The sequence below is a fragment of the Alkalihalophilus marmarensis DSM 21297 genome (assembly GCF_000474275.2).
Lineage (GTDB): Bacteria > Bacillota > Bacilli > Bacillales > Bacillaceae_D > Alkalihalophilus > Alkalihalophilus marmarensis.
On the sequence record NZ_ATAE01000018.1, the window covers coordinates 64459 to 85293 of the forward strand.

The window sequence follows — 20835 nt, forward strand, 5'->3', positions numbered from 1 at the left end:
CCTAGTCTCTTAGCTTTCTGCCCGTTAAGTGTAAGAAAACATCTTCTAAGGTAGGGACTTGAACGTTTACATTCAAAATGTGTGCTTGATGTTTTTCTGCTTCTTGGAAAATCGTTGCTAAAAGCCTGCTTCCTTTAGGGACAATTAATTTAAGGCCTTTCTCTGTTTCGATCGTCTGCCGGATGCTGTCATGCGTTTTCAACTCAGCTGTGAGAGTTGGATATGGTTTATCAAGTTCAAGAAGTATTGTTTCTTCTCCGGATAATATGCTTTTTAATTCCTCTTTTGTGCCGCTCGCCATGACCCGGCCGTGATCCATAATGTAGACGCGGTCACACAGCCTCTCCACTTCTTCCATGTAGTGGCTAGTGTAGAGCACAGTCAGACCTTTCTCTTCATTTAGATGACGTACGGTTTCTAGAATATGACTGCGAGATTGAGGGTCGATCCCGACAGTAGGTTCATCCATAATAAGAATCTCTGGTTCATGCAGCATCGCAGCGGCCATATTAATCCTGCGCTGCATCCCGCCAGAATATGTTTTGACAATCTCCTTTTGTCTTCCTTCTAGTCCTACAATCTCAAGCACCTCTTGGATTCTCTTGTCTAAGGTTTTTCCTTTTAAACCGTATAGCCTGCCGAAAAACTTAAGGTTTTCATATGCCGTAAGCTCGGTGTATAACGCAATTTCCTGCGGTACGATGCCTAACACATTTCTCATTTTACTCGGATTCTTAATCACACTTTCCCCGTGCAAATACACCTCACCTGACGTTGGTTTAACTAACGTAGAAATCATGGAAATCGTCGTTGATTTACCTGCCCCGTTCGGTCCTAGCAGGCCGACTGACTCCCCTTTATCTAAATACAAGCTCACCCCGTCTACTGCAGGCTTTGTTTTAAATACTTTTTTCAATGCTTCTGTCTCAAGCATGCTTCATCCCTCCCACACAAAACTTCCATCTATCAAATAGTATATAAACGAAAAGACAGTGCGCACACTGTCTTCAGTCATCACTTATGTATCTACCTATGACTTGAGTCACTTTTTCTACACGACATTGTGGCGGATTGCATAAATGGCCAGCTGTGTGCGGTCACGTAAGTTTAATTTATCAAGAATCGTACTAATATGATTTTTGATCGTGCCGACAGATAATGAAAGCTCTTCTGAGATCTCTTTATTGCTAAGCCCTTCGCCTACAAGCTTCATAATCGCTAACTCTCTTGGGGTAATAGCTGGGTCTACCACGGCATCATTTGTTTTCTTCATTAATCGTGGCATCACTTTTGCTGCAACATGCTCCTCGATTGATAGCCCGCCTGATAAACAACTCCTGATCGCCCGGATTAACTCAATCGCATCAGCATCTTTCAGCATATAGCCGCGAGCCCCGTTACGCAGCGCCTCAAGTGCGTATTCATCATCATTAAAGGTCGTCAAGATTAATACCTTTCGTTCAGGCCAGCGAGAATGCATAATCCGTGCTGCTTCTAGTCCGTCCATTACAGGCATACGGATATCTAGGATGATGACATCAAAATACTGGCTTTCACATAAGGCGACTGCCTCTTTCCCGTTCGCAGCCTCACCCGTCACCTTTAACTCAGGATCTGTTTCAATCATCATTTTCAATCCTTGTCTGACCATCCCCTGATCTTCTGCTAATAAAATACGTACCATCTTACCCCTCCTTCCTGTCTTGAATCGGCAATGTGCCGCGTACAACAAATTGACGATTTCCTTGATAGATTTCAAGCTGTCCTGAAACATTCTCTACTCTCTCTCGCATCGATTTCAGTCCAAACCCTTCTGTATAAGGTCTTTCTTCCTTTAATGGATTCGTGACTTCAAAGCGGAATACCTCCCCGGCTGGTGCTTCAAACGTAATACTCACTTCACGGCCGCCACTGTGGCGCATCATATTTGTCAGTGCTTCTTGAATGACTCGATAAACGGTGATCATTTGCTCGTTTGAAAGAGTGGCTGAAGTGGCACCTGGTTTTAACGAAAATTGAATCCGTAAAAAATTCTCTGCTTCAAGTTTTCTGATTAAATTCATAATCGCAGATATCCCGCCGACCTCATCTTGTTTTAATGTTTTAACTGCACTTCTTGTTTCCTCTAAACTTTCCTTTGCTAGTTCCTTTAGCTTTAGCAAATCGGATGCAGTCTGCACGTCAGCTTTAAGCCTTGAGACTTCGATCTGCATTAAAAGGGCCGTTAATTTATGCCCAACCGAATCATGGATATCACGAGCAATCTGCGTACGTTCCTCCTGCCTTGCAAGGTGCTCGCTTGCAGCTACCTGTCGTTTTACTTTACGGTATTCACTTAAAAGAGCTTCATTTCGTGCAGTAACCTCTTTGTGGCTGTTGTAATAATGATAGAAAGCCATGAAGCCCAACCCGACCATGCTGAAATAAAGGATCAGAAACATTGCTGAAAAAGAAGGATACCCAAGCATCGTTGGTGCCAATGTTACGCCCAATAGGAGGACACCCAACATTCCTGCATACCATTTAGATACATGCAGCACAGCCTTCCCCAAAATAAGTGAATAGATGAAGAGCGTATAAGGATTTGGGTCTGATGGCGGCTGCGGCCATAGTGTCAGCGTCGTAACGATCGCTGCTGCAGCTAAGGTGATAGTAAAAATTGCTTTTCTTTTTTTACCTAATGCAGATAAAAAGAAAAGGGCAAAAAAGGCCGCTGCTCCTAATACGTGCAGCGGAGTTATGGATGTGTGTATTATGGCCGCTGTCCAAGAGATGCCTAGTATAGCTAGCCATAACCAGTATGAAGGCATGGTGTCCCTCCTCTCTGATGTTAGATATTTATTTAGAGATGTCTTTTTTAACCAGTTAATTGTAGCAGAGATGGGGGTGTGAGGGGAAGGTTTACAGAACCATGTATTGGGTGAACATCTAGTTTGGAGCACCTTTACCCCTCTCCTTATAATCATAGTTCAAATGGAGCAATTTCATACGAACCTACTAACCTTGTTATCCCACCTGTGATTATATGGTAAATTTAGAAAGATATATTTCATTTACGAATTTTAAGATTAGGTGTGATTAATGTGCAAAAACGTATAGTAGTTTTGAGTATGGTAGCAATACTCGGATTAGTGAGTTATTTTACAGTAAGGTTTATGAATAGTGAGGCCACTGCTTTAAACGATTCATTTACGAAAGAATTCATAGTAGAGGAATATGTCGAGGAAGATTTTCATTTATTCGAATCTAAAACTGGTCAATATCGGATGCTGTTTCCAAATGAGTTTCAGATGATTAGTGAGCCGCCGGAGTTTTATGGGAGGCAGGGCACTCATTATGAACATTGGTTCGGAACTATACTCAAGGAAACCACTAATGGAATATCTCCATCTCTTAAAGTGACTTATAAAGATGAAGAAGTTGATTTAACTGAAATCAAATTAAATTCCATGTTAAATAACCATGCATATAAGGATAATTATGAAACCATTAATTTAAGTGAAACTACCATTTACTATGGATCATCTTCATTAATTTTTGAAGGTACCAAAGCCATCATTACAGATCCAAAAGTCAATCAAGCAAACACATACTTTGGACTAATTAGTGATAATAACTCGAATAAAAGTGTTGAATTTTATTACTCCTTAGATTGTATTGATAAAGAACGTGGTTGCGAAATAAATTCGGACCTGGAACATGACATTATATTAAAAATAATAAGAAGCACCGAATTTCAATAGTTTTTTACCTCACTACCCTTATTAAACTTCAACATCTCAATACTTTATAACTAACAACAACCCTATCTCCTCTCTTCTTATTAGTTCTTTTGAATCAATTTGCAACTATAATCTGCTGAATGCGTTAAAGTAATTGTGATTATATGGTAAATTTTAATAAATGTTATTTTTCTATGAATTTATGATTAGGTGTGATGTGGGTGCAAAAGCGAATTGTAATGGTTAGTTTATTCATTTTACTTGTGTTAGGAGGTTTTTTCGTAGTGAAAGCCATGAATGGTGAAGCGACTGCTTTGAACGATTCGTTTACGAAAGAATTCATTGTAGAGGAGTTTGTTGAGGAGGATTTTCATTTATTCGAATCTAAAACTGGTCAATATCGGATGCTGTTTCCAAATGAGTTTCAAATGATTAGTGAGCCGCCGGAGTTTTATGGGAGGAGAGGCGTAGGATTCGAAAATTGGTCTGCTCAGATTTTCGGTTCTAATAATGGCCTGAGGCATGCTTTTCAAGTAAAGTTTACTAATGATGAAGTTGATTTATTCAATAGTAGATTAAATACTATGCTAGGCAATTATGCATACCAAGATCAATATCAAGAACTAGAAAACGATCAAACGTTAATTTATCATGGATCATCTTTTATAACTGTCATTGACAAAAAAGGTGTTATTAAAGACCCTAATAAGTATGAAGCAAATAGTTTCTTTGGTTTGGTAAGAGATAAAAATTCAAATAAATCAATAGAACTATATTACTCTTTAACTTGTTTTAACGAAGAGCTTGGTTGTTCTGTTAATGCTAATTATCAATATGAGTTTGCTTTAAAATTAATGGAAAGTATTAAATTCAATAATTAAGAGGTTTAATTATGAATAAGCCGACGATAGATAACAATACAAGAAACCATTTGACTCAATTACAATATACAGATAACTTTACAGTTGAGGATGTTAGAACGATTGTAAATGACCAAATGAAAGGTAATTTAGATGACATTGAGATCAATATTTATCATAGTAATGATTTAAGAATAGGAAGAGAATCTGGATTTGACGGTTCTGCAATTCATTTAATTAACGAAGATCTGAATATAAATGAGGTGTATTACATCTTCCGTGGGACAGTGAAATTTGAAGATATTTACTATAATGCATCGGGGATTGCTACCGCTTCAAATACTGAGCAAATAGACGATGCAGAAATATTCTTCGACACTGTTCAAAGAATTCTACCACAACAGGAACTCAAGCTTTATGGTGATGGTCACTCCCTCGGAGGTCATCTAATAAACAGTTTAGCATTAAAAAAGCAAGTATTCACCAATGTGCGAGGCTTAAACGATGCACCTATTAATGCTTATCAAATGGCTCAATATGATACTATGTTTTCTACTTATCTTACAAATAAAACCGGTGTAGAAAATCCACAAACTCTCAAAGAAGAAACCATCACAGCTCTTGCTCGTGATTTCTACAAGGAACAATCTAAAGTGATCAGCCACACCCGGGTTAAAGGTGATCCACTTTATTCGCAGAGCTTTCCTGGCAAATTGTACATTGGTGAGCAGATTCATTATATTGGCGATTTAGAGACGAGGGATTTTCCAGACGTTGGTCAATACCCGTTATCTAACTTGGCTAAATACTCTCCTCATCTCACATTAGATAAACTGCGGTATGAATCAAAGGTTGGTTCTTTATTTTGGTTGGTGCGAGAAACAGATCAACGCTTTGGGAGCGAAGGTGTGGAGTACGTCATGACGAATTGGCAGGATATTCTTCGCCGCTCAGCCGCTAGACCCGAGGGTCAATTAGCTTTAGGAGCTTCTGGAACGTATTTATTGTACACAGCTCAGCAAGCTCTGAGAAGTCCGGGTATCTTATACCAGTCTTATGAGGTTAAGTCCAATTGGCACCTTGTCCATAACCACACGTTAGATGCGCTTATTTCCTATTACAATGAACCACATGACACGAAGCAAACGATCTATCAAGTTCAAGATGTGATCTCTGGGGAGTATGTCCTCTTGAATAAACAGGACTTAAGAGAATTCGGGTTACGTTATGAGCATGCGATTGAACAAAAATATCTTATTCTGCAAGAACTGAGAACGTTCTTGTATCAAGAAATAGAGGACTTGTATGATGGGGTCAAACGAGATTTAAATGCGAAAATGACCTCACTTGAATCCTCTCCTGGCTCAATCGTATCCACACCGAAACGATCCACAGGCGGTGTCCTAGGTGGAAGTTTCTCTGATTTTAGAACGTTAGATCGGATTGAGTTTGATCGTTCCTTTAAACCTATGGATGAAGCGATTACCAATCCTGTATACAATGTGATCAATCAAATCGAAAATGAGATTAATCACCTAGAATCCTTCGTATCGTCGTTTCAGGCCACTTATCTTGAAATGTTTGCAACAGATGAATCAATTGCCAGCTCAATCGGTACTTATGCGAGGTGAATCTATATGGTCTTTAGACGTACTCATACCTTTACCAATCATTCAAGTTCGCTTATAGACGAAAAAGCGAACCGGTTTAGATCCTTAATTGAACGAAATGAAGAAGCGAATCATACGATTTACCAAGCAAAGCAGCTGATTGAATCACAATCTGGTGAATATATCGATTCCCTATTATCCTTTTCCGATCAATATCAACGTATATCCACTCATACAAATCAAGAACATCTTTTATTCTCTGTGCCTGAATTTCAAATGAGGTCGCAGCATTTCTTTCAAAAAGCACATAAGAGGCCATATTCGGTGTTTTATACGTACGGCTAAAAAAGGAATCTTCTAAGAAAGAGATTCCTTTTTACTTTACTTCTTTTTCTATCACATCCGCTTGCCCTTCTGTTTCAACAACCGCCATTTCTTTTTTTACGTTTTCTTTTATATGCTGGACGTCTTCGATTTGCCGCTTCTTAATCGTGACTTCATTTAATTGGACAGGATGTTTGCTGATGTCTATTTCCTCTTCTTTCAATGGAATTCGTAACTCGTCCTCACTTCCCGCTTCGATTACCATCTCTTCTCGTCTAATCGGAACGGTAATCGTTTTTTTATCTTCAACTATTTCCTTGTGTATCTTCACTTCACCTGTTTGCATGCGTTCTTTTTTTATATCCATTTCCTCTTCACGGAGCAACATGGTTTGTGAGTCTGAAACCTGCTTACTTTCTGCTGATGATTTTTTCTTATACCATGTGCCGACGATTCCCCCCACAATAGCTCCAGAAATGGCTCCAGTCCCTACTGTGATATTCAAAAGTAAACTTAGGAGTCCTCCTACAACTGCTCCACTGATGATAAACATACCCATTGACATGCCTCCTGCAACATATTTGGCTATAGTTTAGCCTAATGGAGAAATTTATATCAAAAATCCCTACTTAACATAAGCTAAGTAGGGAAAAAAAGAGGAACTAATTAATCCTCATTAATCACTTCTGCATCTCCATGTTTTTCAACTTCAGCCACTTCTTTATGAAGGACATCATGCACCTGCTCGGTTTCCTCAACTGAGCGTTTGTTAGCTGTTACTTCACCTGTTACGACAGTGTGTTTTTCTACATCTACTCTTTCAGCAGTTACAGGAATGTGCATCGTCTCTTCTGCAGAAATAGGTTCTTCAGTTGGTTCATGGTCAACTGCTCTTTGTTCAATGATGACTTGATCATGTGATACAGGAACATTAACTTCTTTTTCTTCCTCGACAATTTGCTTGTGAAGCTCGACATCGCCTGTTTCCACACGGTGTTTATGAATATCCAATTCTTCTTCACGCAGATCTAAGTGTGCCTCATTCGCAAATTCTTTATCTTGCCCTTCATTACGAACTTGTCTTTGTTTTTCGTTATTTCGTTTTTCTTTATCTTGTTCTTCCTCTGCAAATAAATCAAAAAATCCCATGCAGCATACCTCCCCAAAAATGTGTAAGTCAAACGTACATAAGTATTGTGGACTCTCGGGTTAGAACTATACTTGGAAAAAAGTCCTTTGAGCGTTGGTGCACCTATTGAAAAGTGGATTTTGTCACCTTCACACGTTTGGCTGTATACATATATTCCATAAAGGAAACAATGGAGAGGACAAGCAAAGGGCAGGAGGGTTTTCGTTTGAGTAAATCGGAGTCATCAAAGCAGATGGAACAAATGATGAATGAGATGAAACGCCGCAATGAAGAAGCAAAAAACAAAGCGAGCGAAGCATTAGGAAAATAAAAGCTGACACTATGTGCCAGCTTTTTCTATTCGTTTATCGGCTTGTCCTTCATTCTTTTCTAAGGCTTGAAGCGCTTGTTCTCGTACCTGTTTGTTTTTTAATTTACGCTTGTTTAAATAATGGTTAGAAAGTTGCTTGGAGTATGGCTTCATCGTGGAGGCTTGTCTCATTTTAGCGCACCCCTTTCTATTGGGTAGTAGAGTGAGGTGAAAATTTATTTAACAGTTCGCAGCAGATCCACAACAGCTCTTGCGTTATGGTTACATTCAGCTTACCAGCTTCCTCTGAGGGGTTCAATTTATGTCGGTTCGATTGATCAAGATGAAGAGAAATAATCCATTCCGTCCCATCTTGAAGCGTTCTTTTCCACGAAATAAAATCAGTTAGAACAAGAGGGTTCTCCTGAGTTTTATCGATCGACATCACGTATTTATTTTCACCCTCGCTCATAGGTATAGAAACATCAAGCTCTGCTTTATTCAGCCCATAGGAATCAATAAATGTTAAGTGATCTTCATTCACTTTATATAAGGAATAGTTGACACCAAAGTCAAGATTATCTAAGTTGAATTGATCGGTAACGAGAAGGTTCAGCTTGGCTTTTAATTGAAATAGAAAGTCAATTAACAGATTATACTTTTCTCTAAATAAATCCGCCGAATCTTCTGTCTCTTCCAGTTGGACGAGAAGTGATTCAATCGCTTCATTTTTAAATTGGATCGCCTCTTCTAGCTTCTTCACTAAACTTTCATATCCGCTTTCACCGCTTGGCTCTTGGCTGTTTGCTTCTTCTATCTCTCTTATAATATCTGAACGCAGCCTGTCAATATAATCTAATTCCTTGGCAAGTGCAATCAAGGAACGATATTCAATCTGACGTCTTCGTTCAAATACCTCGATATGAAACAGGTCGCTTTCAATCCTGCTCATTTCATTTAAGGTAAGCGTACGAATACATAAGAAAGTAATGACTGCTGCAACGGCTATTAGAAGCATGAGTGAGCTTGGGGGCAGATTGATAATATGCTCAAAGGCACTTGTTGTTTCGTTTAGAAGATAGCTTGGAATAAGGATGAGCAGGATACTTAAGAAGCCTTGAAGAGATAACAGCAGCTGGACTTTCCGAAATAGCATTATGAACGCATTTTTGGTCATAAGCGTCCAGGTCAGCTTTTGATGTGTCTTTGAATGATTATAGAGAATATTAAGCAGGTCATTTAACTCTTTTGATAGGACAGATAACTTTGATTTGATTTTCTCTTCTCGCATCATGCCCCCCTATTTCTCATTATACCCTTTTGTAAATTATACCAAAAAGATTTGGTTTTTAGCACCTTACGGCTTGATTCAGTACTTTTTACCTCCTTACTATCTTTTTTCCAAATTACTTTTGCTCTAGTTGTTTTTGGGGTAAATAAGTGGAAGATCTTGTTTTAAGTTAGGAGTGTCAGGATGAGCAACGTGTATCGTTTAATTGGAATCTTTGCTGCCTCTATCGTGCTTGGCTTTGCGTTTAACTTATTCCTCTTGCCGCATGAAGTGTTAACGGGCGGTGTCACTGGTCTTGCCATGGTATTTGGCTTACTTACACCTATTAATGCGGGGATATGGATCTTTGTCTTAAATATTCCGATCTTCATTTTAGGCTGGCTTGGACTTGGTAAAACCTTTATTGCAAACAGCGTGTTTTCAGTAGTTGTAACGTCAATTTCTATGCTTTATATTCCAGTTGTCCAAGTAACGGAAGATGCTTTATTATCGTCGGTGTTTGGCGGCGTGATTGCAGGTGCTGCAATTGGATTTATCATTCGATTTTATGGTTCAACAGGCGGCTTTGATGTCATTGGACTAATACTTACGAAAAAGCGTGATGTTCCACTTGGCGCGTTAATTTTTGCTTTAAATAGTATTGTTGTTTTTATTTCAGGCTTTGTCTTTGCTTGGGATTTAGCCCTTTATACTATGGCATCCATCTATATAACAGGGCTCGTTATTGACCGTATTCATACACGCCATATCAAACTCAGCCTTGTGGTGGTGACGAGTCGGGAGGATGAGTTAAAAGAGGCGCTGCTTAACAATTTGTATCGCGGGATCACTGTGATGGAAGGCGAGGGTGCGTATTCGAAAGCAAAATTGCAAGTTCTGTATACGGTGATTTCACGCTATGAGTTAGCGATTATTAAGCCGATCATAAAAGAAGTTGACCCGAATGCATTTGTCAGCATCAATGAGACAATGGAAGTGTTGGGGAACTTCAGGAGAGGATAAATAGTCGAGCGATTACACTAAAAGAGGTGCACGGTGCACCTCTTTTATGGAACTATCTAGCTTGATTTATTTGGATTTTATACTTGGCATGTAATAGCCAACTTAAAACCTATAGTGGGCTCTTAAGTTTGTCTTTAACACTTTCCCGCTTGCATTCCTTGGTAAGCTCTCGATACGTTCAATTTCTTTTGGCAGCTTATAAGGAGCAAGTCTCTTTTTGCAGAAGTGCAGAATCTCTTCTTCTTCCAAATCAACCCCTTCTTTCAAAACCACAAAAGCTTTTGGTACCTCTCCTAATACTTCGTCTGGGACACCGACCACTGCGGCCTCTAGAAGCTCAGGTATTTCATATAAAACCTCTTCCACCTCAACAGGATACACATTCTCCCCGCCCCGGATGATCATATCTTTTTTTCGGTCCACGATATAGAGAAGACCATCTTTATCCAAACGTCCAAGATCACCGCTGTAGAGCCAGCCATCTTTTATCGTAGCATTTGTGGCTTCTTCATTTTTTAAATAGCCTTTCATCACTTGAGGGCCTTTGACAATAATTTCTCCTACTTCTCCAACATGAACAGGTTCACCCATTTCATCAACGACTCGAATTTCCGTTTGAGGTAAAGCTTCTCCCACCGAGCCTACTTTATCAAGGGCATAATGGTCTTTTAGGGTCGATGCCCCGGGGGAGTTTTCTGTTTGACCATATAAATTTTGAACTTTAATAGCAGGAAAAAGTGCTTTTACTTTTCTTACTAATTCATAAGGCATAGGTGCTGCTCCGTATGTGAATAATCGCAGGTGAGATAAATCTAAAGTGGACATCTTAGGGGTATTGAGCAGGATGCTGTACATAGCTGGGACGCCAAAGAAAATGGTTACCTTCTCCTTTTCCATCGTTTGAAGCGCTTGGTCAGGAGAGAAGCCTTCTTCGATTATGATCGTTCCCCCTGCATAGATCACTGGTAAACTAAACACATTACTTGCTGCACAGTGAAAGAGAGGTGCGACAATATGCATCCGGTCCTCACTTGTAATGTCCATCGCTTCCATCCATATGTTTGTAGAGGCTTCGATATTGTCTGCTGATAGCATGACGCCTTTAGGTTTACCTGTAGTCCCTGAAGTGTAAAAAACAACGGCCGTTTCCTCACCTTGGTTATCATTTTTTTGAACAGGCTGCTCGGGCCCTCTTAAAATATCAGCTAATGAATGATCATCCTTGCCAACGATGATCAGGTCATTCATTTTGGAAGTTGTCTCTTTTAACTCATCAACAACAGATTGATAGCGTTCATCATAAATAAGAGCTTTAGCTTCAGAGTGAGTGAAGATATAGTCGATCTCAGCGGCAGTCAATTTCGTATTAACAGGTAAAATGGTAAACCCGCCAATCTGACAAGCGTAATAGCATACTAGAAAATAATCGGAGTTTGGTAAATAAACGGCAATAATATCTTCTTTTTGGTACCCTTTCGCTTGGAAGTATCCCGCTAAGCTTTTTGCTTGTTTATAAAACTCTGCGTACGTCGTATCTCGGTTGTTATAAGTAGTGATTACTTTCTCTGGGTTCATCTCTGCGCATAAGGCTAATTTTTCTGATATGTTCATTATTTAACCCCTCTTCCCTGTATAGTATGAAACCTAATGTTCAGGTACCGTTTGTAACATACGTGGAGTTGATTTTATGATCTTATCCCGTTCACTATTACACTTCTCTTTTTGTAAGGGTAATCCTTTGTCCTAAGATTTTTTTTTGCAAATCAAGACTTTACAATTCAAAGAACTTGAGGCTGCTCACCTCAAGTTCCTAGTACACTCCCTAATAGAGCAAGTATTTACTACGGATCTTTTTAAACGATCGTAACTCTTTATCCCACTGCTTTGTCATTTCTTCCACTGAACGTCCCTCTTCAATTCCTTTTCGAATCCAGCTGTTTCCAATGAGATTATCGAAAAATGAGATGCCCGCACTGTTTTCTGCACGGAATTCAAAGTCTTCCGGATACAGATCATGGATCGTATTCACGATATGAAGCCCTGTTTCGACTGGCTCATAACGATTTCTGTCTGTTACATGTATTTCAAAACCATGTGAAAGGCTGCCTGCGTGTTTAGAGAAGGTTGGTGTAAATGATGCTGCTCTAAACGTGACGCCTGGGAGATTTATTTGATTTAGGGCGCTTGATAATTCATATGCATCAATAAATGGAGCTCCGATTAATTCAAATGGTTTTGTTGTTCCTCTGCCCTCTGATACATTCGTGCCCTCAATTAACGCTGCTCCGGGATAAACGAGAACAGTATCTAATGTCGGCATATTAGGCGAAGGCAAGACAAATGGCAACGGCGTCTCATCATAGTACATACTTCTTTTCCAACCATTCATTTCCACTACAGTCAAATCGGCTCCAATGTCGAATTCATCATTAAAAAAGTGAGCTAGCTCTCCTACAGTCATCCCGTGACGAAGCGGGATCGGGTAATTTCCAACAAACGTTGCGTATTTCATATCAAGTACCGGCCCCTCAACATCCACACCATTAAGCGGGTTTGGACGGTCGAGAACGATAAAGGGAATGTCCTGCTCTTGGGCTGCTTCCATCGCATACGCCATCGTGTAGATATACGTGTAGAACCGTGTGCCTACATCCTGAATATCAAAAAGAAGCACATCAATATTTTCAAGCATTTCCGGTGTCGGCTTTCGTGTCGGACCATATAAGCTGTACACCGGCAGACCTGTTTTCTCATCAAGATAGAACTCCACATAATCACCGGCCTGTGCATCTCCTCTTACCCCATGTTCAGGACCGTAAAGCGCAGTTAGTTCTGTATCCGGGTCTTCATGCAAGAGGTCGACAATACTCCTAAGCTCTTGGTCAACCCCTGTCGGATTGGTGATGAGACCTACTCGTTTACCAGCAATCAAGTCTTTTTCGTCTTCTAGCAGAACCTCTACTCCAAGAGTAAAGGCCTTCTCTTTTCCTTTTCCCTTGCCTTTCCCTTTTCCATTATCAGCAAACACGACAGATAGGGAACTTAACGTTAGAGCTGCAACGAGTAATAGAATCAACCATTTTCTCAACCTAATCCCTCCTTTTTATGCTTAATAGTTTAAGTAGTGGCCAAAGTTATAAAGAACTCCATTTTCATCATCCGGGATGGTAACAGGAAGCTTACCAGTCGGTTGATTTTCACCAAAGATGGTTGCTGCTGTTGCCTGAAAGCTTGCTGCTCTAAATCCATATTGTGTTAAGTACGCATCCACTTCCGGATAAGCCATAATGTCATAAGGATTACGAATTCCCACTGCAACAACTGGTGTTTTGGTTTCATTTATCAGTGAATGAACGAGCTGCATTTGCGGGCTGTTTGGCAGTCGGTCATTGACTCCAGCCGTTGTCGTACCCACTATAACTGAACTTGCCGCCTTTACTTTTTCGAGCTGTGCAGGAGTTAATGTGAAATCTGCACCCACTTCAATGATTTCTGTTTGCTCATGATGCGATTTTACGGCAGCGCCTAACTCGTTAATATAACTTCTGCCTACAACGACTAATGAATCACTTGTCTCAGGGCTTAGCGGCAACACATCTTCATTTTTTATCAAAGTAATTGATTTCTCCGCTGCTTCTTTTTCAACTTCTTTATGTTCCTTTAAACCGACAACTTGCTCGGCGTGTTGAATTTTTTCCGCCACAGATAAAGGTGTTTCTTCAAGAATCACACCTCTTTTTAGTTTTAAAGCGAGAATACGTTCCACAGATTTTTCAATGCGTTCCACTGTAACCTCTCCTGCTTCAACTGCCTCTAACAGCCCATTTCTCACTTCACTCAGCCCGACAGGCATTAAGATGATATCTGATCCTGCTTGAACAGCACGAACAGCCGCTTCTACTGGGCCGAAATGATCTGCAATTGCAAGCATGTTTAGTGCATCTGTTGTGATAACCCCTTCAAAACCCATATCCTCACGCATCATTTCAGTTAATACTTTATAGGAAAGTGTTGCAGGAATCGCAATTTCTTCTCCTGTCTTTTTGGAAATCGCTTTTGTATCATCAATGTTTGGGAACGTGACATGAGCTGTCATGATCGCATCAATTCCCGCATCCATCGCTTGTTGAAATGGATATAATTCAACGTTCTTTAATCGTTCTAGATCATGCGGGACTTCTGGCAACCCTAGATGAGAATCAACAGCCGTATCACCATGACCTGGGAAATGTTTAGCTGTACCTGCTACTCCGCTTGATTGAAGACCTTCTGTGTAGGCTACACCCATGTCTGCGACAAGCTTCGGATCTTCTCCAAACGAACGCACACCAATAACCGGGTTATCAGGGTTGTTGTTCACATCCATCACAGGGGCAAAGTTCATATTAATCCCAAGTGAATGCAGTTCGCTTCCAATCACTCGCCCGACATTTTCGGCAAGCTCAGGTGAGCGCGTTGCACCGAGTGCCATGTTTCCAGGCATATCGGTTCCTGATTGCAGTCTCGTCACAATACCGCCTTCTTGGTCAATCGTCATTAATAAGCCAAACTTCTCACTTGCTGCTTGGTAGTCAGCGACAAGCTTCGTCGTCTGCTCGGTTGTCACCACATTTTCACGGAATAAGATGACACCGCCTAAATGATAGTCTTTCACTAATTGCTCGATCTCTGGAAGCATCTCTACTACATTTGCTCCGTTATATGTCCTGAAATCAGGCATAAGCAATTGACCAATCTTCTCTTCGATTGTCATTTGACTAATCGCATGATCGATCAGGTTGTAGCGGTTTCCAGATTCTTTTTCGATCTGAGATTTTGATGCTGGTTTTCCTTTTCCTTTGTTTGGCTCTGGTTTAACACTTACGGCAATTCGGTCTGTAAATTCACCATTTGTCACGCTAATATATGTTTTACCGTTTTGCCCAGTTAATTGGACATTCCCATTCTGGTCCACTTCAGCTACATTTTTATTAGAAGACTTCCATTCCAGCCCTTCTGTGACTAGAAGGAACTTCCCGTCTTTATAGACATTAAGAGTATTTAACTGAAAGGTTTCTCCTAAATAATCGGTATCTGATTGAGGTACATTTTGATAGATGACAAGGTCTTTAAGCGAGCTTTCAGCGAGTACAGACCTTGGTTGAAAGCTTGTTAAGAACAAGGCCGTGATTAACATACATACCAAACCGAGACTAATTAGTTGTTTCATTCTCATCCCCCATTACCGTTTATTTAAATAAGCTGCTCATTTACTTCATTTAATACAAACGCTTCTCCCGGTAGCAGCAGGTCTAATAAAAGCTCGTCCTGATTGATCACTTGTCCTATGACATTTACGCCAGGCTGAGGAGCTAATGGATTTTTCGTTAATTGAAGTTCACCCTGATACCTGCCGTTTAATTCATTATCAATCGTGAGCGTCCCCTTAGGCCGCGCCACACATCGCTCAGGTACTACACTTATGTTAGTCTCTTGAACATAGATTCTTGTATCTTGGGACCTGATCACATCTCTTGCTGCATCCATTCTCTGTGTATGAGTTTGATTAACTATTGCTTTTACCTCTTCATTCATTGGGTAAAGATGTGTACGAAAGGTCATTATGCCTTGATCATACTGTTTAAATGCTTGAATCGTGGACTCAGACAGATCTGGGTCCCCTATGAGTACTTTATCGATTTTTCCTAATCTCCAAAGCTCGATTGCCGCAGCAAAAGGAGAAATATCGCGGTGCTTTTCTAATGTGGGCAACCCTTTGTATAGTGGTCCTCGTCTTTTAGCGTCCCCCGGCACAAACGCTGCCATCATAATCCCGTATTGACGCAGCTGTTCATTTTTTTGAATAAAAGCTCCTTCATCTAACCCTGTTTCAGGGCGTGGATAATAGTTATGCCAGGCTTCTACATTATGTGTGACGAGCCCTTTTTTTATTAAGTTTTGGATCGCTTCTTCAGTCAGGGTGCTGGCATTTAAGACGACTTTCATTTTTTGCGATAAGGAAACAATGATGTCTGAATCTATGCCGTAATCGATACGCAAGCCTGAAATGCCCCAGTCAGTTAATTCATATGCCTGTTCAAATGAATATCCTAGGTGGCCTAAGGATGCAGGGGAGATGTCAGCAACCAACTCTAAAGATAAATCTGATGTTATTTGGGCCAGCTGCTGCAGCTCCTCTTTATACACTGTTGGATCGTCCTCAGGAATATGAAGTGATGTAAAAACACTTTGAAACCCAGCTTCTTTCATTTTCACTAAATAGTTTTTCAGTTCAGGATATGTCTGTTGTCCTAGAAAGACAGAAAATCCTCGCATGTCTCTCACCTCCTTTTCGTAATGAAGGGCGTCTCATCTTGATTCATGAGACACCCGTGTTGATTATTGCAAGTTTTTCGCCATTTCCTCTTTGTAGCCAAACAGGTACGTAAAGATGAAGCCAAATGTATAGGCAATCACAAGTCCTGAGAAGTAGAGTAAATATTTATTATCAGCAATCAGCGGGATAAGTGACAGCCCAGAGACCCCAATCCCAAGTGAAGCGGTTTGCATAACAGCTTGAAACGCTCCGCCAACAGCTGCTCCTAGACAGGCGGTGATAAATGGACGTCCGAGCGGCAGTGTGACCCCGTATAAGAGCGGCTCGCCAATCCCAAGGAAACCAACGGGAAGTGCACCTTTTACGGTATTTTTTAAGCGCTCGCTCTTCGTTTTGACGAATACGGCAATCGCAGCCCCGACTTGGCCCGCTCCGGCCATCGCTAAAATGGTTAACAGCGGTGTGACGCCTATTGTGTTAATGAATTCTAAGTGTACTGGTGTTAAGCCATGATGCATTCCAACCATAACGAGAGGGAGGAAGGTTCCTGCTAAAATGGCCCCTGCAAATGCTCCGCCAACATCTAATACGGCATGCAGGCCTGTCGTAATGCCATCTGATAAAAGACTTCCAATCGGCTGGAGCACTACAATTGTTAATATTCCGACAATTAATACCGTTAAAAATGGCGTTAAAATAATATCTAATGAAGCCGGTACGCCTTTTCGAATAAATTTTTCAACGTTTGCCATCACCCAGCCAGCTAAAATGATCGCAAACAATCCCCCTTGGCCAGGTATGAGCTGTTCGCCAAAGAGTGTGATGTCGGCTAAAGCTGGATTAATAATGAGAATACCAGCAATGGCCCCAAGTGCCGGGGTTCCGCCAAATTCCTTTGCCGTGTTCCACCCAACTAAAATACCTAAGTACGTGAAAATCCCTCCGCCAATCACAAGTAAGATTTGAAGCCATGTCGTCTCGGGGTCCACACCTGCATTCCTTGCAAAGTTAGCTCCTCCGTTTATCAATCCTGATGCGACAAGCGCGGGAATGAGCGGGATAAATATATTTCCGATTCGTTTTAAAAAGCTCTTGATCGGTGTTCGTTTCACTTGCTGCTTGTTTGGTTGATCCTGCCCCTCGCTCTCATCCACACTGCCTAGCGAATGGCCTGTTATTTGACAAAGCTCCGCTGTCACTTTATTAACCGTACCTGGCCCGACGACAATTTGCAGCGTCTCATCCTCTACTACACCCATTACGCCTGGAAGTTTTTTTAGTTCATCCATTTTAACCTTTGATAGGTCCTTCACATCTAGGCGTACCCTCGTCATACAATGAGTGATGCTCTTAATGTTTTCCTTGCCGCCAACGAGATCTGCTATCCCCTGTGCGATCATCGTTTCTTTTTTCATTAATTACTCCCCCTTTACGAAGTGATAGAAATCGCTTCTTTTACAAACCCTTGAGCTTTTTCGAGCCGCTTTTTTGCCTCTTCATAAGAAACGTCTGCTAAGATCATCACAATCGCAGGCTTAACTTGCTGCTCTGCTTTCTGAAAAGCATTCTCTGCCGTCAACTCATTTACCCCAGTTGCTTGCACAATAATTTGTATCGCTCTTGCCACAAGCTTTTCATTCGTTGGCTGAACATCGACCATTAAATTATTATACGCTTTTCCTAAGCCAATCATTGTGGCTGTTGAGATCATATTTAAGACCAGCTTTTGTGCTGTCCCTGCTTTAAGACGGGTAGACCCTGTGAGCACTTCACTCCCGGTTACGACTTCAATTGAACAATCGGCCCACTTACTGATTTCTGAATCTTGATTACAAGCGATGCTGCCTGTCACAGCGCCAATTTCTTTAGCATATTGCAATGCCCCAATCACATACGGGGTACGACCGCTCGCAGCAATACCAACAACAACATCTTTTTCTGTCAGCTTGATTTCCACTAAGTCAGCGCCGCCTAATTCTAATGAATCTTCAGCTCCTTCAACAGCTTTTGTAAAAGCCTTCTCGCCTCCAGCAATGAGCCCAACCACCATAGACGGGTCTGTACCAAAAGTTGGCGGACACTCGACTGCATCTAAAACACCTAATCGTCCGCTCGTACCGGCTCCAGCATAGATTAAACGACCGCCATTTTTCAAAGACCTAATCGTTTGTTCTACTAATTTTGCAACATCGGGGATTGCTTTTTTAACAGCAAGAGGTACTTCAGCATCCTCTGCATTCATAACCGTTAAAATCTCTTGAGAGGACATCTCATCCATTCTCATCGTTTTGTCATTTCTACCTTCCGTTGATAAATTGTCCAGCATACCTACCCAGCTCCTTGGATGAACAGCTAATACTTAGCCTGTTAAAATTAAAATTCTATATTTATTTATCTTTCCCTGAAATTAAATTTCAACAAAGGCATTAAAATTCCTCCTTTTTTCTTCAAACTTTTCATTTTCTTTTTTCACTAGCTTTCTCCCTCGAGAGATCAAAGGCTTCAACGAGGTTCTCTCCAATCTCATGAAAAATACTGACATATAAGGCATCGACTACATTTTGATGTGCTGTTCTTGAAGCAATACTGCCAATTCGCTCTTCCGCTTCAAGATCTGGAATGCAAAGTGTAATATCAGACATTTTATACAATGGTGATTGGTTCAATGTGGTAATAGAGATCACGGTTATACCTCTTTCTTTAGCATATTGAACAATGTCGATGACTTCTTTTGTTTTTCCAGAAGTACTGAAACAGAGAATGATATCTCCCTTTTTCATATAGGTGATAAAAGGAACCATATAGTGATAATCAGATGAGGCAGCCGCGTGATAGCCGATACGCATCAGTTTGTACTGTCCATCAACCGCCGGAGGGTAGGAACCGCCCACTCCAAATAAAGCCACTTTTTTTGCTTGAACAAACGCAGCCACGGCTTTTTCAAATTCTGCATGACTAAGTGTTTTTAATGTGAGATCGAGTGCCATTTTATTCACATGAGTTACTTTTTGAAACAAGCTGTGCGGCGTGTCATTGGATTGCAGAAGCGACACACTGTTCACCGTCATCGGGCCTTGTGAGAACTCTTTAGCTAACACCACCTTTAACATGCGAAAGCTGTCAAAGCCAATTCGCTTACAAAAGCGGACAATACTCGCCTCGCTCGCATCAGCAGCTTCTGCTAATTGTTTAGTCGTCATCGTCGGTACAAATTCCCCGTATTCCAAAATATAATCAGCAACTTTCCGTTCTGCTGCTGTAAATTGATGTATATGCTTTTTAATTTTTAATATGATAATCGTCTCTTCCAAGGAAAGCACCTCCTGCCATCTATTATAAACAATTAATAAAGACAGTGTAGGAGTAAAAATGGAAGTTGGGAGAAAAAAGCTTTTGATTATAAGGGGTGTATAATGATGTGTTTATTTATTCAAGACTTATAGCGACTCAAAGAGAGGTTATAGCAGACTCGACTCGCCGCTTCTGAAATATGCTTCGCTAGGTTAAGTGTTTTTACAGCAATTAAGTGGAGGGATGAGGATGGTTCCGGACCGCCTGTGGGAAGCGACTATCGGAATGGCTGAAACCGCGTGTTGCGAGACATCAAATGCCTAAGGAAATCGTGGTAGTCGATCAACTGCCTTATACCGCAGTTTGTAAGCTTGATAAGAAGCGGCTGCGAAATTGGTAAAGTGTTACAAATTCAGCCTTAAGACGGAGGCAGTTCTTTACTTGTTTTTGTAAAATTAAGTAAGAAATGAGGTGCTGTGTATGTATTCATTGGAACGAATGTTATTTGGTACGGGATTATTTTGGCAAGGTCTGATCACCGTACTTGTAATACCGCCCATTGCTTTTGTTCACATGTATTATCCCGAATTACTTCCAACTCAACTTGAGCTATGGCTTGCATATGTAGTCCTCGGAGCCCATCTCATCGGCTTTGTGATCGGATTACAAGCCTACAAACTGTTAAAAACCGAGCCAAGAAAGGCAGTGAAACGATTTTTGATCACTGCCCTCGTCATGCTCGTTTTAACAATGGGCGGAACCATTATTCAATCTACATTATTTATTATTGCAAGTATGATGATTTTAGTTAAGGAGCAAAAGGCTGCACATATTGAGAGCTGACCTAAGTGGTGCGGCTCTTTTTGATGAGTGTCGGTATTCCGGCGGTGTATATCGTGTGTATGTGGACGTGGAGTGGCGCAATTACTCGCAGATTAGATACAATTCAGCTGTACACCGGCGCATATCGCAGCTGAACT

General features: G+C 40.9%; 20 protein-coding genes. 6 read left to right on the plus strand and 14 right to left on the minus strand.

Going from position 1 to position 20835, the window contains the following annotated elements; translation table 11 throughout:
* Nucleotide 1: 1 nt before the first annotated feature.
* The 3 genes from A33I_RS06745 to A33I_RS06755 form a co-directional block, all read right to left on the minus strand.
* Nucleotides 2–934 carry a daunorubicin resistance protein DrrA family ABC transporter ATP-binding protein gene (locus A33I_RS06745; RefSeq protein WP_022627730.1) on the minus strand — a complete coding sequence of 311 codons (933 nt, stop codon included), beginning with the start codon at nt 932–934 and terminating at the stop codon, nt 2–4.
* Nucleotides 935–1051: 117 nt separating this feature from the next.
* A complete protein-coding gene (locus A33I_RS06750; RefSeq protein WP_022627731.1) occupies nt 1052–1684 on the minus strand; it encodes a response regulator in 633 nt (210 codons plus the stop codon).
* 1 nt (nt 1685) lies between these two features.
* Nucleotides 1686–2810: a sensor histidine kinase gene (locus A33I_RS06755; protein ID WP_022627732.1), complete on the minus strand. Its 1125-nt coding sequence runs from the start codon at nt 2808–2810 to the stop codon at nt 1686–1688.
* 273 nt (nt 2811–3083) lie between these two features.
* On the opposite strand from A33I_RS06755, the gene A33I_RS06760 reads away from it, so the two are divergent.
* From A33I_RS06760 to A33I_RS06775, 4 genes are all read left to right on the plus strand, one after another.
* On the plus strand, nt 3084–3743 hold the full coding sequence (locus A33I_RS06760) for a hypothetical protein (protein ID WP_022627733.1): 660 nt from the start codon (nt 3084–3086) through the stop codon (nt 3741–3743).
* Nucleotides 3744–4006: 263 nt separating this feature from the next.
* On the plus strand, nt 4007–4603 hold the full coding sequence (locus A33I_RS06765) for a hypothetical protein (RefSeq protein ID WP_152976450.1): 597 nt from the start codon (nt 4007–4009) through the stop codon (nt 4601–4603).
* Nucleotides 4604–4614: 11 nt separating this feature from the next.
* On the plus strand, nt 4615–6213 hold the full coding sequence (locus A33I_RS06770) for a DUF6792 domain-containing protein (RefSeq protein WP_022627735.1): 1599 nt from the start codon (nt 4615–4617) through the stop codon (nt 6211–6213).
* Between the two features lie 6 nt (nt 6214–6219).
* On the plus strand, nt 6220–6537 hold the full coding sequence (locus A33I_RS06775) for a hypothetical protein (protein WP_022627736.1): 318 nt from the start codon (nt 6220–6222) through the stop codon (nt 6535–6537).
* A 31-nt stretch (nt 6538–6568) separates the two neighbouring features.
* Here the strand turns inward: A33I_RS06775 and A33I_RS06780 are convergent, their stop codons facing one another.
* From A33I_RS06780 to A33I_RS06790, 4 genes are all read right to left on the minus strand, one after another.
* Complete coding sequence (locus A33I_RS06780; protein ID WP_022627737.1) at nt 6569–7075, minus strand: YsnF/AvaK domain-containing protein; 507 nt, start codon at nt 7073–7075, stop codon at nt 6569–6571.
* Nucleotides 7076–7182: 107 nt separating this feature from the next.
* Entirely contained in the window at nt 7183–7665 is a 483-nt protein-coding gene (locus A33I_RS06785; protein WP_022627738.1) for a YsnF/AvaK domain-containing protein, read from the minus strand.
* Between the two features lie 320 nt (nt 7666–7985).
* Nucleotides 7986–8147, minus strand: coding sequence for a hypothetical protein (locus A33I_RS21075; RefSeq protein WP_012958979.1), 162 nt, complete (start codon nt 8145–8147; stop codon nt 7986–7988).
* A 16-nt stretch (nt 8148–8163) separates the two neighbouring features.
* Nucleotides 8164–9246 (minus strand): hypothetical protein, encoded by a 1083-nt coding sequence (locus A33I_RS06790; RefSeq protein WP_022627739.1) that lies wholly within the window; start codon nt 9244–9246, stop codon nt 8164–8166.
* A gap of 183 nt (nt 9247–9429) precedes the next feature.
* Here A33I_RS06790 and A33I_RS06795 point away from each other — a divergent pair, with 183 nt between their 5' ends.
* Nucleotides 9430–10248, plus strand: coding sequence for a YitT family protein (locus A33I_RS06795; protein WP_022627740.1), 819 nt, complete (start codon nt 9430–9432; stop codon nt 10246–10248).
* Nucleotides 10249–10350: 102 nt separating this feature from the next.
* On the opposite strand, the gene A33I_RS06800 is transcribed toward A33I_RS06795, so the two are convergent.
* From A33I_RS06800 to A33I_RS06830, 7 genes are all read right to left on the minus strand, one after another.
* On the minus strand, nt 10351–11859 hold the full coding sequence (locus A33I_RS06800) for a class I adenylate-forming enzyme family protein (RefSeq protein ID WP_022627741.1): 1509 nt from the start codon (nt 11857–11859) through the stop codon (nt 10351–10353).
* 211 nt (nt 11860–12070) lie between these two features.
* Nucleotides 12071–13336 carry an exo-beta-N-acetylmuramidase NamZ family protein gene (locus A33I_RS06805; protein WP_022627742.1) on the minus strand — a complete coding sequence of 422 codons (1266 nt, stop codon included), beginning with the start codon at nt 13334–13336 and terminating at the stop codon, nt 12071–12073.
* A 21-nt stretch (nt 13337–13357) separates the two neighbouring features.
* Nucleotides 13358–15457, minus strand: coding sequence for a glycoside hydrolase family 3 N-terminal domain-containing protein (locus A33I_RS06810; RefSeq protein WP_022627743.1), 2100 nt, complete (start codon nt 15455–15457; stop codon nt 13358–13360).
* 23 nt (nt 15458–15480) lie between these two features.
* Nucleotides 15481–16563: a DUF871 domain-containing protein gene (locus A33I_RS06815; protein WP_022627744.1), complete on the minus strand. Its 1083-nt coding sequence runs from the start codon at nt 16561–16563 to the stop codon at nt 15481–15483.
* A gap of 63 nt (nt 16564–16626) precedes the next feature.
* The gene (locus tag A33I_RS06820) at nt 16627–17979 is read right to left on the minus strand and encodes a PTS transporter subunit EIIC (RefSeq protein ID WP_022627745.1); all 1353 of its coding nucleotides are present in this window, start codon (nt 17977–17979) and stop codon (nt 16627–16629) included.
* A 14-nt stretch (nt 17980–17993) separates the two neighbouring features.
* On the minus strand, nt 17994–18890 hold the full coding sequence (murQ, locus tag A33I_RS06825; RefSeq protein ID WP_022627746.1) for an N-acetylmuramic acid 6-phosphate etherase: 897 nt from the start codon (nt 18888–18890) through the stop codon (nt 17994–17996).
* A 130-nt stretch (nt 18891–19020) separates the two neighbouring features.
* Nucleotides 19021–19884 carry a MurR/RpiR family transcriptional regulator gene (locus tag A33I_RS06830; protein ID WP_235806171.1) on the minus strand — a complete coding sequence of 288 codons (864 nt, stop codon included), beginning with the start codon at nt 19882–19884 and terminating at the stop codon, nt 19021–19023.
* Between the two features lie 451 nt (nt 19885–20335).
* On the opposite strand from A33I_RS06830, the gene A33I_RS06835 reads away from it, so the two are divergent.
* A complete protein-coding gene (locus A33I_RS06835) occupies nt 20336–20698 on the plus strand; it encodes a hypothetical protein (RefSeq protein ID WP_022627748.1) in 363 nt (120 codons plus the stop codon).
* Nucleotides 20699–20835: the final 137 nt, after the last annotated feature.

Excerpts from the sequence above, each read along its gene's own strand:
- murQ (WP_022627746.1), bottom strand. The coding sequence starts at position 18,890 with ATGCTGGACAATTTATCAACGGAAGGTAGAAATGACAAAACGATGAGA.
- A33I_RS06815 (WP_022627744.1), bottom strand. The coding sequence starts at position 16,563 with ATGCGAGGATTTTCTGTCTTTCTAGGACAACAGACATATCCTGAACTG.
- A33I_RS06835 (WP_022627748.1), top strand. The coding sequence starts at position 20,336 with ATGTATTCATTGGAACGAATGTTATTTGGTACGGGATTATTTTGGCAA.
- A33I_RS06800 (WP_022627741.1), bottom strand. The coding sequence starts at position 11,859 with ATGAACATATCAGAAAAATTAGCCTTATGCGCAGAGATGAACCCAGAG.
- A33I_RS06820 (WP_022627745.1), bottom strand. The coding sequence starts at position 17,979 with ATGAAAAAAGAAACGATGATCGCACAGGGGATAGCAGATCTCGTTGGC.
- A33I_RS06810 (WP_022627743.1), bottom strand. The coding sequence starts at position 15,457 with ATGAAACAACTAATTAGTCTCGGTTTGGTATGTATGTTAATCACGGCC.
- A33I_RS06770 (WP_022627735.1), top strand. The coding sequence starts at position 4,615 with ATGAATAAGCCGACGATAGATAACAATACAAGAAACCATTTGACTCAA.
- A33I_RS06775 (WP_022627736.1), top strand. The coding sequence starts at position 6,220 with ATGGTCTTTAGACGTACTCATACCTTTACCAATCATTCAAGTTCGCTT.
- A33I_RS21075 (WP_012958979.1), bottom strand. The coding sequence starts at position 8,147 with ATGAGACAAGCCTCCACGATGAAGCCATACTCCAAGCAACTTTCTAAC.
- A33I_RS06755 (WP_022627732.1), bottom strand. The coding sequence starts at position 2,810 with ATGCCTTCATACTGGTTATGGCTAGCTATACTAGGCATCTCTTGGACA.
- A33I_RS06750 (WP_022627731.1), bottom strand. The coding sequence starts at position 1,684 with ATGGTACGTATTTTATTAGCAGAAGATCAGGGGATGGTCAGACAAGGA.
- A33I_RS06795 (WP_022627740.1), top strand. The coding sequence starts at position 9,430 with ATGAGCAACGTGTATCGTTTAATTGGAATCTTTGCTGCCTCTATCGTG.
- A33I_RS06790 (WP_022627739.1), bottom strand. The coding sequence starts at position 9,246 with ATGCGAGAAGAGAAAATCAAATCAAAGTTATCTGTCCTATCAAAAGAG.
- A33I_RS06785 (WP_022627738.1), bottom strand. The coding sequence starts at position 7,665 with ATGGGATTTTTTGATTTATTTGCAGAGGAAGAACAAGATAAAGAAAAA.
- A33I_RS06745 (WP_022627730.1), bottom strand. The coding sequence starts at position 934 with ATGCTTGAGACAGAAGCATTGAAAAAAGTATTTAAAACAAAGCCTGCA.
- A33I_RS06780 (WP_022627737.1), bottom strand. The coding sequence starts at position 7,075 with ATGGGTATGTTTATCATCAGTGGAGCAGTTGTAGGAGGACTCCTAAGT.